12 protein-coding genes are annotated in these 15235 nt (G+C 44.4%); 7 read left to right on the top strand and 5 right to left on the bottom strand.

What is annotated here, in order from left to right; translation table 11 throughout:
- Positions 1–36: 36 nt before the first annotated feature.
- The 3 genes from LEP1GSC058_RS16590 (at position 37) to LEP1GSC058_RS16600 (ending at position 4485) form a co-directional block, all read left to right on the top strand.
- Positions 37–546: an LIC10604 family protein gene (locus LEP1GSC058_RS16590; RefSeq protein WP_016550485.1), complete on the top strand. Its 510-nt coding sequence runs from the start codon at positions 37–39 to the stop codon at positions 544–546.
- Between the two features lie 243 nt (positions 547–789).
- Entirely contained in the window at positions 790–3390 is a 2601-nt protein-coding gene (locus LEP1GSC058_RS16595) for a SpoIIE family protein phosphatase (protein WP_016549661.1), read from the top strand.
- A gap of 213 nt (positions 3391–3603) precedes the next feature.
- Entirely contained in the window at positions 3604–4485 is an 882-nt protein-coding gene (locus LEP1GSC058_RS16600) for a bile acid:sodium symporter family protein (protein ID WP_016550115.1), read from the top strand.
- A gap of 16 nt (positions 4486–4501) precedes the next feature.
- On the opposite strand, the gene LEP1GSC058_RS16605 is transcribed toward LEP1GSC058_RS16600, so the two are convergent.
- Positions 4502–5095 (bottom strand): Tll0287-like domain-containing protein, encoded by a 594-nt coding sequence (locus LEP1GSC058_RS16605; RefSeq protein WP_016550152.1) that lies wholly within the window; start codon positions 5093–5095, stop codon positions 4502–4504.
- Positions 5096–5285: 190 nt separating this feature from the next.
- Between LEP1GSC058_RS16605 and LEP1GSC058_RS16610 the strand changes: the two genes are divergently transcribed.
- Together LEP1GSC058_RS16610 and LEP1GSC058_RS16615 are read left to right on the top strand one after the other, a co-directional pair.
- Positions 5286–6035: a YebC/PmpR family DNA-binding transcriptional regulator gene (locus LEP1GSC058_RS16610; RefSeq protein WP_016549369.1), complete on the top strand. Its 750-nt coding sequence runs from the start codon at positions 5286–5288 to the stop codon at positions 6033–6035.
- Positions 6036–6102: 67 nt separating this feature from the next.
- Positions 6103–6585: a crossover junction endodeoxyribonuclease RuvC gene (locus LEP1GSC058_RS16615; protein WP_016549427.1), complete on the top strand. Its 483-nt coding sequence runs from the start codon at positions 6103–6105 to the stop codon at positions 6583–6585.
- A gap of 62 nt (positions 6586–6647) precedes the next feature.
- On the opposite strand, the gene cfa is transcribed toward LEP1GSC058_RS16615, so the two are convergent.
- The 4 genes from cfa to LEP1GSC058_RS16635 all read right to left on the bottom strand — a co-directional run bounded on the left by cfa (position 6648) and on the right by LEP1GSC058_RS16635 (position 10292).
- Positions 6648–7763, bottom strand: a complete 1116-nt coding sequence (gene cfa / locus LEP1GSC058_RS16620; RefSeq protein WP_016550596.1) for a cyclopropane fatty acyl phospholipid synthase — start codon at positions 7761–7763, stop codon at positions 6648–6650.
- Positions 7764–8099: 336 nt separating this feature from the next.
- Complete coding sequence (locus LEP1GSC058_RS16625; RefSeq protein ID WP_016549563.1) at positions 8100–8735, bottom strand: ParB-like protein; 636 nt, start codon at positions 8733–8735, stop codon at positions 8100–8102.
- 28 nt (positions 8736–8763) lie between these two features.
- Positions 8764–9537, bottom strand: coding sequence for a type III pantothenate kinase (locus LEP1GSC058_RS16630; RefSeq protein ID WP_016550737.1), 774 nt, complete (start codon positions 9535–9537; stop codon positions 8764–8766).
- 2 nt (positions 9538–9539) lie between these two features.
- Positions 9540–10292, bottom strand: a complete 753-nt coding sequence (locus LEP1GSC058_RS16635; protein WP_016550758.1) for a biotin--[acetyl-CoA-carboxylase] ligase — start codon at positions 10290–10292, stop codon at positions 9540–9542.
- Between the two features lie 173 nt (positions 10293–10465).
- Here LEP1GSC058_RS16635 and LEP1GSC058_RS16640 point away from each other — a divergent pair, with 173 nt between their 5' ends.
- Together LEP1GSC058_RS16640 and LEP1GSC058_RS16645 are read left to right on the top strand one after the other, a co-directional pair.
- On the top strand, positions 10466–13633 hold the full coding sequence (locus tag LEP1GSC058_RS16640) for an efflux RND transporter permease subunit (RefSeq protein ID WP_016550560.1): 3168 nt from the start codon (positions 10466–10468) through the stop codon (positions 13631–13633).
- Positions 13608–15149 carry a TolC family protein gene (locus LEP1GSC058_RS16645; RefSeq protein WP_016549394.1) on the top strand — a complete coding sequence of 514 codons (1542 nt, stop codon included), beginning with the start codon at positions 13608–13610 and terminating at the stop codon, positions 15147–15149. The genes LEP1GSC058_RS16640 and LEP1GSC058_RS16645 overlap by 26 nt, the downstream gene beginning before the upstream one ends.
- Positions 15150–15235 lie beyond the last annotated feature (86 nt).

Consider the following 15235-nt stretch of genomic DNA (forward strand, 5'->3'; position numbering starts at 1 on the left):
AAAATCGATTGTATCCGCCGGACGAAAACGGACGATTTGGATCGATTTATGTTTTGGTTGGCGATTTCAACGGCAATTTTTCTGACGATCGTTATCATAATCGTTGTAATCGGCTTATTACTGCCTCAGGAGCATGAAGCGGAAGGCGAACGGGAAATCGCCGCGCCGATCGAAGAGGCGTTTGCCGTTATACGAAATCCGGAAGAGTATCCCCGTTGGAGATCCGGAGTTCGCTCCGTTATAAAAGAGAGCGACACTGTTTGGTTGGAAAAAGATTCTCACGGTCATCATATTCGTTATTGCTTTGAATCGGAAAATCGTCCTTCCTCCTTACTCGTAAGGATCTTGAGCGAAGGATTACCTTACCAAGGAACTTGGGAGTATCATTTTTTAAAGCTCGGTCCCTATTTAACGCGAGTTCGTATTCGGGAAGAAGGAAAAATCTATAATCCGATCTTCCGTTTTCTTTCACGCTTCTTTTTCGGCCACACGGCTACGATTCATCAAATATTGAAAGAATTGTCGGTCGCGTTAGAGAATAAGTGATTCGAAGTTTTCTTGATCGCATTCTAATCTTAATTTTTTCGAATAAATCCAAAGCATGAATGCGAATAAAAATAGATCGAAGTAAGTATTCTATTTCTTCGAAACGCAATTGTTATGCGATTCTAATCGTTTTATAGTCGACTCGAAAGGTTCCTTCCGATACATCTATCCACTAGAATTAAAGCGAAAAATCGAAAGCGATCCTTACTTCGTCGTAACTAATTTAACCATGGATGTTTCGGGATGAAATCCCTTATCAGGTTCGCTTGCGTTTGCTTCTGCATTAGTATCTTTCCGTTAATCGCCAGCGAGATCAGCGTTGCCGAAATTTCTGACTTATCCACGGTACGTTCCTTGGATGGACAAGGTTGGAAATCGATTCCGAATAAGATCGATCCTAAGGCCGTCTATGAATCTTTTTCGAACGGAACCGAAACCTTTTCCGAATGGGAAGACTATTCGGCTCCAGGCAATTATTTTACCCGAAAAACCGAATCGAATTCCTCCGTTAGGACGATCTGGATTGCCAGAGTCATCCGCGTCGGCGATCGTAATTTTCGGGAACAAGCCTCGATTAGACTCGGCGTTATTTCGGATAGGGACGAGGCGTATTGGAACGGTTCATTGATCGGAAAGACGGGGAATTTCGGGGCGGAAAAGCCGCAAGCCTATGATAAGGTTCGAATTTATAGGATTCCGGAAGATTTATTGAATAAAGGAAGTTTAAACCTTCTTCTTGTGAAAGTAGAGAAATACTTTCCTAACGATATCGGAATTACAAACGACAGAACGGAAATCGGACCAAGCCAGGAAATAATTTCACGATTTTATCGGGAGGAATACTTAAAGCTTTTATTCTTAACGGTTTATTTGACCGTCGGAATTTATTTTGCGTTCCTATTCATTCGCAGGCGAAAAGAATCGGAGAATTTATATTTTTCCGCGTTTACTCTTCTTTTAGTCGCTTATCAATTCTTTAGAAATCAAATCAAATACGATCTGGACATTTCCTTCTTTGCTATGAAGAAGACTGAATACTTGGTCCTTATTTTTACTATCCCGTTTTTTAGCCATTTCCTTCGGGCTTATTTTAGAATTCCCCGATTACGCTTCTTTCAGGTCTTGGATATTCTTTGTATAGGTATCGCGATCTATATCTTGGCGACGGGCGAGGTTTTAAATTACATGTTCGTAAATCAGAATATCGTCCAACCGATCTGGTTAGGCTACGTAGCCGTTGTGTTTTATTGGTTGGCAAAGGAAATCAGAAAGAAAAATAGGGACGCTCTATTGGTCGCAGCGGGAATGGGACTGGTATTAATTTCGACGATCGTAGACATTCTTACCGATCGAGGGATTTTTATTTTTCCTAGATTAGTCGGATACTCGTTCGTTTTCTTCATTCTAAGCCTGGCGATCATACTTGCGAATAGATTCGTACGGCTAAACGAGGAAGTCGAGGAGCTGAACGATTCTCTAGAAAAAAAGATCGAGGAAAGAACATTAGAGTTAAATAATACTCTCGAACAGGTTCAGCGCTTAAAGGTCCAGCAAGACGGAGACTATTTCCTTACGACATTGCTCATCAATCCGCTTACGGTAAACGAAAATAAAAGTTCCAACGTGCTGATCGATTTTTACATTAAGCAGAAAAAGAATTTCGAGTTCAAAACTAAGAGTTATGAAATCGGCGGAGACATTTGCGTTGCCGGGAATCTGGAATTGAAAGGCAGGAAATATTCCGTTTTTTTAAACGGCGATGCGATGGGAAAATCGATCCAGGGGGCAGGCGGCGCTTTAGTGTTAGGAGTGGTGTTCCGCGCGATTCTCAGCAGATCCAAAATGACTAAAGAAAGGGAAATTTCTCCGGAACTGTGGTTGAAACAAGTCTTTATGGAATTGCAGCAAGTTTACGAATCCTTTAACGGGTCCATGTATATATCCGCCGTAATCGGAATTTTGGACGAAAAGTCGGGATTTCTTTATTACATAAATGCGGAGCATCCTTGGACGATTTTATATCGGGACGGAAAGGCGACGTTCATCGAAGACGCTTTAACTTGTCGCAAGTTCGGGATTCCCGAGAACGAACAAAATTTAATCATTCAAACGTTTCAGCTTGCTCCTGAAGACGTATTATTCATCGGATCCGACGGAAAGGACGATTTGAAGACGGTCAATTCGTCGGGCGAATCGATCATCAACGAAGATACCGAACAAATTTTGGGTATCGTCGAAGAAGGTTCGGGAGATCCGACTCGTATTTTTGAAATTCTTCAAACGAAGGGAGAATTGTACGACGATTTTACCCTGTTAAGGGCAGAGTATTTGGGAGAATCCGAAGAAGATAAATCCCAATCCGGTCGAGAATACTTCGAGTTTTATGACAAGGGCAAAAGTCTTCTTAAGACGGGAGAAAAACGAGAAGGTCTTTATTTTTTAGAGAAAGCTCAAGAAGCCAATCCTAACGATAAAAATTTACTGCGTCTTTTGGGAGAGCAGCATTTTAAGGAGAAAAATTTTTCCAAGGCGGCCCGGTATTTGGAGGATTTTATCGCGGAATCCCCGGCTTCCTTAGATCATTTTTTCTACGCATCTCACGCTCATAAGATGGCGGGAGAAATGGGTAAGGCAATCGACGTCGCCGAACGTTTGCTGTTAAGAAGTCCGAAACATATTAAGACGCTTATTATTTTGGCGGATATATACTTATCCTTAGGCGTACGAGATAGAGGGCACGAACTTCTTGAGAAGGCACTACGACTCGATCCGGAAAATAAGAAAGCGATCGGTCTATCTAGCCTTTCGGTTGAAACGCGGGAAGAGGCTTCATTAAAAAACTGATCACTTTTGCGTATTGTGTTAAAGAAGACTAACGTAATTTGATTAGAATCGATCGGTCCACTCGGAAAATTCCGATCCGATTTTTTTACATTCCGAAACTAAATAAAAAAAGACTTTCTTTTCCGATGATCCTTCTTATATCACTCCACATAAAAGGGAGCCGAATACGAGCGCCCGATTGCTTGAACACTTGTTATTTTAAGGAGACTGCCGATGCAATTAGGCGTTGTCGAACGAGCTTTACTTCCTAGTTTGCTTGCGATCGTAATGTTAGGAATGGGATTCGGTCTCGGCCTGAGCGATTTTCGACGAATCTTAACTACTCCGCTACAAACGTTAGTCGGAACGATCGGGCATTTCGTGATTATGCCTTTAGCCGCTTACGCGGTCGTTTTGATTTTAGGTTTAGAGTATGAATTGGCGCTCGGCGTCATTCTGGTAGGCTCCTGTCCCAGCGGAACGACTTCAAATCTCATCAATTATTTAGCTAAAGGAGATGTAGCTTTGGCGGTGGTAATTACTTCGGTTTCCACTCTACTTTGTCCGCTTCTGACTCCGTTTATCGTTTCGTTTTTCGGATCTTTTTTGGACGCACCGTCGGGAAAAGTTTTGGAAATCTCTTTTATAGAAATGTTAAAGACCGTAATTATCATTATCGTGATCCCGATTACGATAGGAATGAGCGTAAACTACCGGTTTCCTAAAATCGCTCGCGCGATCGAAAGGCCTTACAAAATATTTTCGATCCTATTTTTGCTTTTCGTAGTCGGGTTCGTCGTCTTTAAAAATAGAAGCGAATTTTGGAATATGATTAGTCTTGTCGGGGCGGCGGTCGTCTTACATAACGCATTCGGATTTGCTGCCGGATATTTCCTTCCTAAATTTCTTCGAATAGGAGAGAGACAATGTCGAACGATTTCGATCGAAGTTGCGATTCAAAATACCACGCTAGGAATGACTCTCGCTGTTCAATTCTTCGGTCCAAAGGTTGCGTTACCGTCGGCGGTGTTCAGTATCTGGATGTATTTAACGGGTATCACGATTGCTCTAGTTTGGTCCCGTCTCTTCCCGTTGCCTGAGGAAGTCGAGTCCTAATACAAGCGCGGTTAGTTTATAAACGTTTCCAAGTAGCGGAAAACGCGCCTCGCAATTCTCCTAGTTTGTATCCTGTAGCTTTATCATCCGGATAGAGCCGAATTAACGCGGCTCTAGTCTTTGCATCCATCTTTTCCATCGGGCCGTGGCATTTTAGGCAGGTCTCGTTGGCCAACAGGATCGGCTTCATGGCATGAAGTTCCTGCGGAGTACTTTCAAAAAACATATACGGGGGATTTCCCGTTTTGGCGAATTGTTTCCAATCTGCCATTACCTTCGCTTCCCACTGGTTCGGCGCATGTTCAGGGTTTCTATTTTTCTCGGAAATTCTTCGCAGTTTTAAGCCCGGATATTTTGCGGAAAGTTCTCTTTCCTTTGCCGGAGAAATTGTTTTACACACTGCGATCGACGAGGCAATTCCGTTCTTCTTTATGGATTCCTGGAGTTCTTTTAACAAATCCGCCTGCAGTTCCTCGAAGAGGGTCTTAATAATTTCCTTTTTTTCCAAATCTTGATTACGATCGCAAACGGCAAAAAATTGGACTAAAATTGCGATTGCAGTCCCTTGGAGGATTATTTTGCGGAAGAAGGAGGATCTATTTTTATTCACATAACAATCATACTGAATTTGGGTTCTTTGCCAAGCCTTTCCGCGGAGTCTTAGCGCGAAGTCGATCCCTCAAAAAAGATGGACAAGGTTGAAAAATAGGGATTTGTTGAAAAAAGCGTGTTTGAAACTCGTGTTCGAGCTTAAAATTCCAAACGATCAATTTTCAATTCGATAAAAAGGGGAACATCCGATGTCCGGTCATAGTAAATGGGCCACAATCAAGCGCAAGAAGGACGCGATCGATTCGAAACGAGGAGCGATCTTTACAAAAGTGGTAAAAGAGATCACCGTAGCGGCAAGAATGGGGGGATCGGACCAAGAAGGGAATCCTCGTTTACGCCTCGCGGTGTTGAAGGCTAAATCCGCGAATATGCCTAAGGACAATATAGAGCGAGCGATTAAAAAAGGAACCGGAGAATTGGAAGGCATCGTTTATGAGGAATGCCTTTATGAATGTTTCGGTCCTGGCGGTATCGCGATTATGGTCGAGGCTGTAACGGATAAAAAATCCAGAACCACACCGGAAATCAAAAGCATTCTGACTAAATTGGGAGGTTCTCTCGCTACAACCGGAAGCGTTAGTCGTCTTTTTGAAAGGAAAGGGGTTATCATCGTTCCTTCCGATCAGATCGGCGAGGAGGAACTTTTTGATTTGGCGGCCGGCGCCGGCGCTGAAGACGTTCAAAATGAAGGCGAGGTCTATCGAATAGTCTCGAGCCCTGAAGATTATGAGGCGGTCCAAAATGCCTTGAATCATAAAGGAATTAAAACCGATGAATCCGAAATTCGATTCGTTCCATTGGTCACCACCGAAGTAGCCGACAAGGATACCGCGGATAAAGTGATGAAATTAATCGATAATCTGGAATCTCACGACGATGTCCAAAGCGTAAATTCCAACTTCGAATTGGCTCCGGAATTGGAGAAAGAGTATGAATGAGCGGATACTTCATAAAGGATTTTTTATCGTTCGAAAAAGTATCGAACGATAAAATTCTCGCGACGGAATGAAAGTCTTAGGCATCGACCCGGGCTCCCATCGCATGGGTTATGCCGTTTTAGAAAAAGTAAAGTCAGTTATTCTCGTTCGCACATACGGGACGATCGAAGTTCCGCCCGGTACAAAAAGTCCTGTAAATTTAATCGCGATTCGCCGCCAGTTAGACGCAATTTTGGACGAATTTCGGCCGGATCTAGCATGTGTGGAAGAGCTTTTTTTTGCGAAGAATAGATCCACTGCGGCCAAAGTCTACGAATCTAGAGGAGTCGTTTTACTCACTTTAGGAGAACATAATGTTCCTGTCGTTGAGCCTACCGCGTCTCAAATTAAAAAAGGGACTACCGGAAGCGGAACTGCGGATAAGAAAGATATAAAGTCCGCCATACGATTGCTGCTCGGATTGCGCGATTTGACCGGACATGACGATTCCTGGGATGCGTTGGCTTCCGCATACGTAGGTTTGGCGATGGCCGGATCCGTCGGTTTGTAAGCCTATCCCACTTCATTTAACATCGACGAATTCGAACCGTTCAACGATCCCAGATTATCGAATCATCTTGCAGCCTCGTATACTCCGTCCACTCCTTTAGTGAAAACGAACTGCCAGAGTTGTAATTTACGAGCACGGAACGCGCCTGCACAGGCAAGAAGGTAGAATTTCCACATTTTATAGAATCTTTCTCCGTACTTAGATCCTATCTTCTTCCAGGATTTTTCGAAATTATGATACCAAGCCATTAATGTTTTATCATAATCGCTCCCGAAATTCTGTAGATCTTCCAACACGAATAAATTTTCGCTCGCGCTCGTTAATTGGGCCAATGAAGGGAGAAGGGAATTGGGGAATATATATTTTTCTATCCAGGCATCCCCAACTCTTGCGGTATCGTTGGATCCTATCGTATGCAATAGGAAGAGCCCCTTGTCTTTAAGACACTTAAACACAAGTTTCATATAGGTCCTATAATTCTTAAATCCTACATGCTCCATTTGCCCGATGGAAACGATACGATCGAATGGTTCGTTCACGTCCCTATAATCCTGTAATCTAAATTCGATCTTTAAACCTTTCGAGAGTTCGGTTGCCAGAGCTAACTGTTCTTTGGAAACGCTGATTCCCACAACTTCCGCTCCATAATTGCGCGCGGCATGTCGGGCAAAGCCTCCCCAACCGCAACCTATGTCCAACACCTTCATCCCCGATTTTAATCCTATTTTACGGCAAATTAAATCCAGTTTGTTTTTCTGTGCGTCGGCCAGGTTAGTCGTGTTCTTCCAATATGCGCAGGAATATACTAGCTCCGGATCAAGCATTTCTTGGAAGAGATCGTTTCCAAGATCATAATGCCTTTCTCCGACTTCGAACGCTCTGCTTTTATTTTGCTGATTGATCAAACGTGAAAGCACGAGTAGGAGAATATCCCTCCAGGATTTTCCGCCTGCATTTTCGAGTCCCGCCTTGACGATTCTATAGACGGTTTGATCCAACTGTTCGCTTTCGAACCATCCGTCCATATAGGCTTCTCCAAAACCTAACGAGCCTTTGGCGATTAATCTTTCGTAGAATGCTTCGTCTCTGATCTTTATATCCCATGGGGAATTTCCTCCAAAGGAAATTCCTGCTCCTGAAAAAAGATTTTCCACTTTATTCCTAATTGCGTTTCGCATCGGAATGCCTCCGTATAATAGGCCTGTTTTGCAAAGTGAAGTGTAGGGACTTTGGGTCGAGTTCGCAATCTAAAAAGTTAGAAATAATCTTGATATTTTTCTGGTCCAAGATCGGAGCTTTCAATCGAAAAGTAATTTAGGAAATCGAAATGGATTTGTAACATGGTCTAGTTGAAACGATGGAATGGTCGTTAGGCGATTTCTCAGCAGATCAATGCATCGCGTTTTGCCGGATTTTCTTTTTGCTAAGCGACATAGATCCGTCGGTTTAGTCGAGATCGCTTTTCGGTTGGATGCGGAATGACGTATAGTTTGATCGGAATAGAGTATGAATGCTTATTTTTTAATGAACCCTGGGAGATGTTTTGCATCATGAGTTTTGCAAAGTTCGACCGCCTTATTTACGGCCGTTTGAAATCCGTCTTCCGTATCTTCAAAATCGATTCGCTGTCGAAAAAAATCCCCCCATAGGAACTCTTGAAAGGGTTTGTCCGATTTTTCGTAAGCGCCTGCTTTACGCACCGCCCAGGCTAAACTTCTATATTTATCGTCTTGCAGATCTTCCAAGCGAGAAGGAATCTCCTCCGTTTCCGCAGGGTTTCCATCCTTGTCGAATAAGTATACCCAAGCATTTTCCCGCATCATTAGCCAGAAGTCTCTTTCTTGCCACTCTGAACAGTTTTTTAAAACTTTAATATAAACCGTATCGCGCATATCGGTGAGTTCGATCGCACGAGCGCGATGATGATGATCGACGACGTAAGGCCGCTTGTCCGGGCCGATCACGATAGGAAGATAATTCTCTTTTAAATATGCATCCAGATCGTCCGGAGACATTTCTTTAAATTGTCCGATTCTGTATTGAACTTCGCGGAATCCAAGACAGAGTTGAGTCGGATGCAGAGCCGAAGTTTCGACCACGCTGAAATTGTCTATCTGCAGGTCGGCAGTGTATTCTTGGATATCGTTCATTTTAATCCTAATCTTTCATCGAATCGCATTAATGATTCAATTCATATAGAAATTGTAATCCACGTAAAGTTAGCAAAGGTTCGATTTTATCGAAAATTCCGGGATGAGCTGCGTGAATTGTAGTAACCAATCCGCCGGTCCCGATCACGGTGTACTCTTGTCCGTATCTTTTTTTAATTTCTCGTATGATACCTTCCAATAAACCGATCCATCCGTAAAAAAAACCCGCTTGGATGGATTCGATCGTGGAATCGCCTAGTATCTTCGTCGGCGCCTGGAATATGATCGGCGGCAACTGGGCGGCATTTCTTGTGAGAGCATCCATGGATCCCTTTAAGCCGGGTGCAATCACTCCTCCTAAGTAATTCGGAGATTCGTCGACTACGCAAAACGTCGTTGCAGTGCCTAAGTCGATGATGATACTTTTTCCCGGATGATCGACAACCGCAGCCGCGGCGTTCACCAAACGGTCGGCTCCGATCTCGAACGGTCTCGGATATTTAATTCCGAACGGGAGCTTCATTTGGTAATGAACTCCGATCGGATCGATCTTAAACCAATCTTGGATCATTCTTTCTAAGATTGGATTCAATTGTGGAACTACCGAAGAATATATTCCTCCGCGAATCTGCGAGCTATCGATTTCAAATTCCCGTAGAAACCCTCGTAGAAAAAGGCCCATTTCATCGGAGGTCCGATCCCTTCTCGTTACGGTTCGCCTATGAAAGATAGGTTCTTTGGAACCGTCCCTATAAATTCCGAAAACGGTATTCGTATTACCGACATCTATAACTAGAATCATTCCTAACCCAGGGATCTAAAATCTTCCGGACTGTCAATGAATTCGGTGATTTCCCCGGAAGGAGATCGAACGAGTAAGCGTCCGGAATCATCTACTCCCAATAATATTGCGGTTTGTGGAACTCCGTTTTCGGTATAGGCGATCGTATTTTCTTTCCATAGAAGTCGTTCATTAATAAATGAAAGATATGTTTTTCCGTCGGCGAGGGATAAAGTCGCGTCATTTAACAACGGTAAGAGCGTTTCTAAGAAACGGTTTCTTCTTCCAGACTCGGTCTCAAGTGACGTCACAAATCCGGCTTCGGGCAATTCTTCCGAGAAACTTTTTCCGAAAAGATTAATCCCGATTCCGACGATCCAATCCCAGTCCTCTCCTTCTTTTTCGGTTTCTATTAAAATTCCGCAAACTTTCTTACCGTTCACGAATATATCGTTCGGCCATTTGATTTTAAGATCGCCCGATTGGTGTAATGAAGGATAGGTTGATAACAATGCTTTAGCGACGGAGACCCCGATGAAAAGGGAAAAAAGATTCGGGGAGGGTAGTTCTCCGGTCGAACGAAACTTTCCAGAGAATACGAAAGGCTCGTCACCTAGTATTGCCCAGGCTCGATTTTTGCGTCCCCTTCCTTGAGACTGAAAGTCAGCTAGGATCCAAGTTCCTGGAGGAAATTCCTTCCCTTTTAGAATCGTGTTTGTCGAGATTGCATCGGAAAGAAGTATCCCTTTATCGGGTTCGAGAAGTCGAAAAGACATGGGAATTTCATATTGGAATGTTCCTTCTGGACAAGAAAAAATCCGGCACCGGCGATAAAAAGGGAGGTCTGAAAAATGAACGTAAATCTCGTTTTTCAGGACCGATTCCGCATTAATTAGAGGCTCTTTTGCAATTATCAGAAGTTTCCATTCGTAACCCGATCTTCGCGTGGATGATGATGATCGGCATTATTTTACTAGGCGCAATCGGTTTTTCCCGAATGGGGCTTTCGCAAATGCCGGACGTGGACTTCCCCATAGTAAACGTTACGTTGAATCTAGAGGGCGCCAATGCTTCGGTAATGGAAACCGACGTGGTCGATCCGATCGAAGAAGTTTTACTTACGGTTCAGGGCGTAGTAGAAGTTCGCTCCGTATCCACCGATAACTCCGCAACAATCACGGTCGAACTCGAATTGAAGAGGGATGTCGACGTAGCGATCCAGGAAATTCAAACGAAAATCGCTCAAGTTCAAAATAAACTGCCGGATGCCTTGGATCCACCGATCTTGATGAAGTCCAACCCGGATGATACGCCTATCATTTGGGTTTCGCTGACTGCCGCCGGCCGAACGGACCAAGAGAAAATGATCTTCGTGAAATCGCATCTCAAAGATAAATTCCAAGAGATATCGGGAGTCGGCGAAATCATTTTAGGCGGATACGTGGATAGGACTATCAACGTCTTCTTGGATCCGATACGGTTGACCCGGGCGGAATTGACCGTCAATGATATTACGAATACGTTAACCGAACAGAATATAGAAGTACCTTCCGGAAGAGTGGAAAACAAAAGTTCGGAAGTTTCGTTGAGAGCGGTCGGTGACGTTCCCACGGTCGAGCAATTTTCGAATATCTTTATAAACTCACGAAGTGGGGCCGCGATGTTTCGCCCCGTCCGTCTTCGCGAAGTCGCCCATGTCGAAGACGGCTTGGATGAAATCCGAAGGATATCGCGCTTTAACGGAATTTCGGCTGTCGGATTAGGGATTAAAAAACTCAAAGGCGCTAACGCGGTTCAGGTCGGCGATTTGATCAAGAAGAAGATGCAGGAATTAAAACCGACACTTCCGAAAGGATACGATCTATCCATCGCCAATGATAATACCACGTTTATCCGCGACTCCGTCGAGGAGCTGATCTTTACGCTGGTACTTTCCGCGCTTCTTACGGGTTTTGTCTGCAGATTGTTTTTGGGAAGTTGGAGCAGTACTTGGAACGTCCTGCTTGCAATTCCCACTTCGGTGATGGGAACTTTCTTAATATTATATTTTGCGGGATTCACGCTGAATACCTTTACGCTTCTCGGGCTTTCTCTTGCCGTAGGTATCGTCGTAGACGATGCCATTATGGTCCTAGAGAATATCAGCCGGCATCGAGAGATGGGGAAGACTTGGTTTCAAGCTGCGTTGGACGGGGCGTCTGAAATCAGATTCGCCGCGTTAGCCGCCACTCTGGCGATTATCGCGATTTTTCTTCCAGTCGCTTTCATGTCCGGAATCATCGGTAGATATTTTCTGGAATTCGGAGTGACGGTCGCCGTTGCCGTAGCTCTTTCTTTGTTCGAAGCTTTGAGTTTTACTCCGATGAGAGCTTCTCGTTATCGGGAACATAAACTACAAGAACACAAAAAACGAGGTGGAAAGACGGCGATACGCTTTCCCGAGCCCGTGTCCGGTCAGAATCGATTCGAGCAAACGATCTCCAAACTTAAGATAGCGATCGCGCCGATTTCCTTCTTTAAAAAGATGGATCCGATTATCGAAAGATTCCTTCAATTTTCGGAGCGTATTTATGGTAAGGTGCTCGATTACGTAATTGCTTATCCGAAAGCGATCCTTTTCGCGGCTACACTTTTGTTCGCTCTCTCTCTTGGATTTTTACTGCTACTCAAAAAGGAATTTATTCCTCCTCAGGATATGGGGCGCTTCATCATTCGGGCAAAGATGCCGATCGGCTCTTCCATCTACCGGACGGACGAAGCCATGAAGAAGGTGGAAGAGTATCTTCTCAAGAAACCGGAAATTTCCAAGTATATGTCCAATATAGGCGGAATGGGCGGAACGGAATCCAATGGGGCGATGTTTTTTGTTTCGGTTAAAGACATGGGGCAACGGCCGAAGAGTAAGAAGACGGGGCGAGAGGTAACTCAGAACGAAATCTTTGCGGATTTACGGAAAGATTTAAAGGCTCTGGTTCCTGAATGTAAATTTTCCGTTCAAGACTTGTCGCAAAGGGGTTTTAGTGCAGGAAGAGGATATCCTGTCGAGTTAGTTCTATCAGGACCGGACTGGGCAAATCTAGCCAAAGTCTCCGACGAAATTCGAAATCGCTTGGATCAAAGCGGAGTTCTATTGGACATAGATACGGATTACGTTTCAGGACAACCGGAAGTCCGTATTTTACCTAATAGAGAATCGGCCGCCTTGAGAGGCGTTAGCATGGCGAACATAGGAAACACGATCGGACCTCTGATGGGCGGAAAGAAAGTCAGTAGATTTACCGAAAACGGAAGAAGTTACGATGTTCGTGTTAAGATTAACAAGGAGCAGGGAGAAAAAGCGGATATCATACCGAACATAAGCGTGCGTAACACGTATGGTGAATTCGTGCGCTTAAAAGACGTTCTGGTACTTCAAGCCACGAATACCCTAAAGAATATTACTCGCGTTAACCGGGACCGTACGATTAAAATATTCGGGAATCCTCCCGTAGCGGTCGGACAAAACAAATCGACGGAAGAATCCCTACGAATCGCAAAAGAAGTGCTTCCTGAAGGGTATTCGGTGGATGTGACAGGTTCCGCGAAGACTGCCGGAGAGTCAGCGAGTAGTCTGTTATTCGCCCTTGTTATGGGAATTGTGATGTCGTACATGATTTTAGCGAGTCAGTTCAATAGCTTAAAGCAACCGCTTTATATTTTATTAGCGATGCCTTTCAGTTTTTCCGGAGCCTTAATTGCGCTTTATATTACGAAACAATCATTCAATATGTATAGCTTTATCGGTTTAATCATGTTACTCGGGCTTGTTAAGAAGAACTCTATCCTATTAGTCGAATTCGTAAACCATGTCCGTTCGCAAGGAAAAAGCATTGCGGAGGCGATTCGAGAAGGGTGCCCTGTTCGTTTGCGACCGGTGTTGATGACTTCGTTTGCGTCAATTGCGGCAGCCATCCCGCCTGCTTTAGCGCTGGGACCGGGTTCCGAGACTCGGGTGCCGATGGCGATTACCATCTTGGGGGGACTGGTTCTCTCGACTCTTATTACTTTTATCGTGGTGCCGGCCGCGTATTTTCTTATGGAAAAGGAATCGAATGATAAGTTATCCCATACTAGATAAAAAAAATCTTTTTTTTCTCGCTGTCTGTATATGCTTCATTCTTCATTTTTTTGTTTCTTGCGCCTCCTCGACTTCGCTAACTTCGGATGAAGTCAAACTAAAGGACGGCATTGTCGAAGATAATTTAAAGCAAGTGACCGGAGTCACGACTCAGGATGTGGAAAGGGCGTCGTCACGTTATGCGGTCTCTCTGGAAGATTTATACATTCTCGCCGTAGAGAGGACGGAACGGATTGCTCTTAGAAACGAAACCGTTGAACAGGCGGAAGCTCAAAAATGGGCGCAATTCGCGGGCTTTCTTCCCACTTTATCGTACGTGTATAACAAATTTTATACGACGCCGCCAGTCCACCCGACTCCGACTGCTTCCTTGGCTCAGCAAATCTCGGCGGATAATCAGTTGCAAGCCAATCTGGACAAGTACGGTCCCGGCGCATTGCTAATCCCGTCCTCTTCGGGCGGTTCTACTACCACGATCTCTCCGACCGCGACGGCAGGTTCTCGTATTCTATTGAGTGTTCCGATCAACACGATGGTCACTTCGTTTTTAAGTTTTAAATCGGCAAAGTTCACCACCGAGCAGAGAAGATTGGAAGCGAAACATGAAGCCGGTAGAATGTATCTGGAATTAGCTCAAGCATATTTTAATTTTCTAATGTTGGAGGAGAACTTGCGCTTCGCGCAGCAAACTTTCGATCTGACATTGGAGGACGTGCAGGAACGGAGGAGACTTTATTCCTTAGGTAGAATTATGAGGTCCGAGCTTCTTTCGGCGGAAACCAGATTATCGAATGCGGAAGCTTCGCTCGGAGACACTAAATTTCAATTGGAGCAGGTGCGGATCACATTGTTTACCATGGCCGGGAGCGAGCCGACTCTTAAAGTCGCCGGATACCAAGGTAATAATCTGCCCGACGCTCCGGTAGATCGGGAACCGGAAGAATTTCTAACGAAGCGGTTCGACGTTCTTGCTTCGGACAAAAGCCTCAAAGCGAGCGAATGGAATAAATCGGTTGCATTGACGAACGTATATTTACCTACAATTGCGTTTAACAATTATTATTCTTTTCCGACTCCCGGAACGACCTACAATAAGGATATCGTTACTCAATTCCAAGTCACGGTTCCGCTCACCCCTTTTGCACAGCTTGAGAACTATCGAGCCGCGGATTCCCAGCGGAAACAGGCAAAACTTACCGTGTCTCAAACTAGAAGGACCGCGTCTCAAGAGATTAGGAATGCGTTCGAGGGATATAAGAATTCGCGGAGGCTTCTTACCATATATGAAAAAGCATATAATTTAGCCCAGGAAACCGCTCAATCACAGGTCGCGAGTTATCGGACGGGAAGAACGAGCCGGATCGAATCGATTACGGCAAGACTTTCGGCCTTAACTTCCGAAATGACTTACCGCAGGATGTTGCATCAGCATAATTTGAATCGAATCGTCGTCGGGGTCACAACCGGTGAAATACCCCGTCTCCCGACGGAAAAAAAAGAAAGTAAAGAAGATTAAAGAAATTTAATACGAATTTTTTGTCTTCTGTCGAACTACCGCCGATTTTACTCCGAGTTAGTGACGAATCGTTTTTTTCGGAATAA

This window comes from Leptospira fainei serovar Hurstbridge str. BUT 6, assembly GCF_000306235.2.
In the GTDB taxonomy this organism is placed as follows: Bacteria; Spirochaetota; Leptospiria; order Leptospirales; family Leptospiraceae; genus Leptospira_B; species Leptospira_B fainei.

Bases quoted from the DNA above. Each gene is read 5' to 3' on its own strand.
- LEP1GSC058_RS16595 (WP_016549661.1), top strand. From the start codon at position 790: ATGAAATCCCTTATCAGGTTCGCTTGCGTTTGCTTCTGCATTAGTATC.
- LEP1GSC058_RS16600 (WP_016550115.1), top strand. From the start codon at position 3,604: ATGCAATTAGGCGTTGTCGAACGAGCTTTACTTCCTAGTTTGCTTGCG.
- LEP1GSC058_RS16610 (WP_016549369.1), top strand. From the start codon at position 5,286: ATGTCCGGTCATAGTAAATGGGCCACAATCAAGCGCAAGAAGGACGCG.
- LEP1GSC058_RS16615 (WP_016549427.1), top strand. From the start codon at position 6,103: ATGAAAGTCTTAGGCATCGACCCGGGCTCCCATCGCATGGGTTATGCC.
- cfa (WP_016550596.1), bottom strand. From the start codon at position 7,763: ATGCGAAACGCAATTAGGAATAAAGTGGAAAATCTTTTTTCAGGAGCA.
- LEP1GSC058_RS16625 (WP_016549563.1), bottom strand. From the start codon at position 8,735: ATGAACGATATCCAAGAATACACTGCCGACCTGCAGATAGACAATTTC.
- LEP1GSC058_RS16630 (WP_016550737.1), bottom strand. From the start codon at position 9,537: ATGATTCTAGTTATAGATGTCGGTAATACGAATACCGTTTTCGGAATT.
- LEP1GSC058_RS16635 (WP_016550758.1), bottom strand. From the start codon at position 10,292: ATGTCTTTTCGACTTCTCGAACCCGATAAAGGGATACTTCTTTCCGAT.
- LEP1GSC058_RS16640 (WP_016550560.1), top strand. From the start codon at position 10,466: ATGATGATGATCGGCATTATTTTACTAGGCGCAATCGGTTTTTCCCGA.
- LEP1GSC058_RS16645 (WP_016549394.1), top strand. From the start codon at position 13,608: ATGATAAGTTATCCCATACTAGATAAAAAAAATCTTTTTTTTCTCGCT.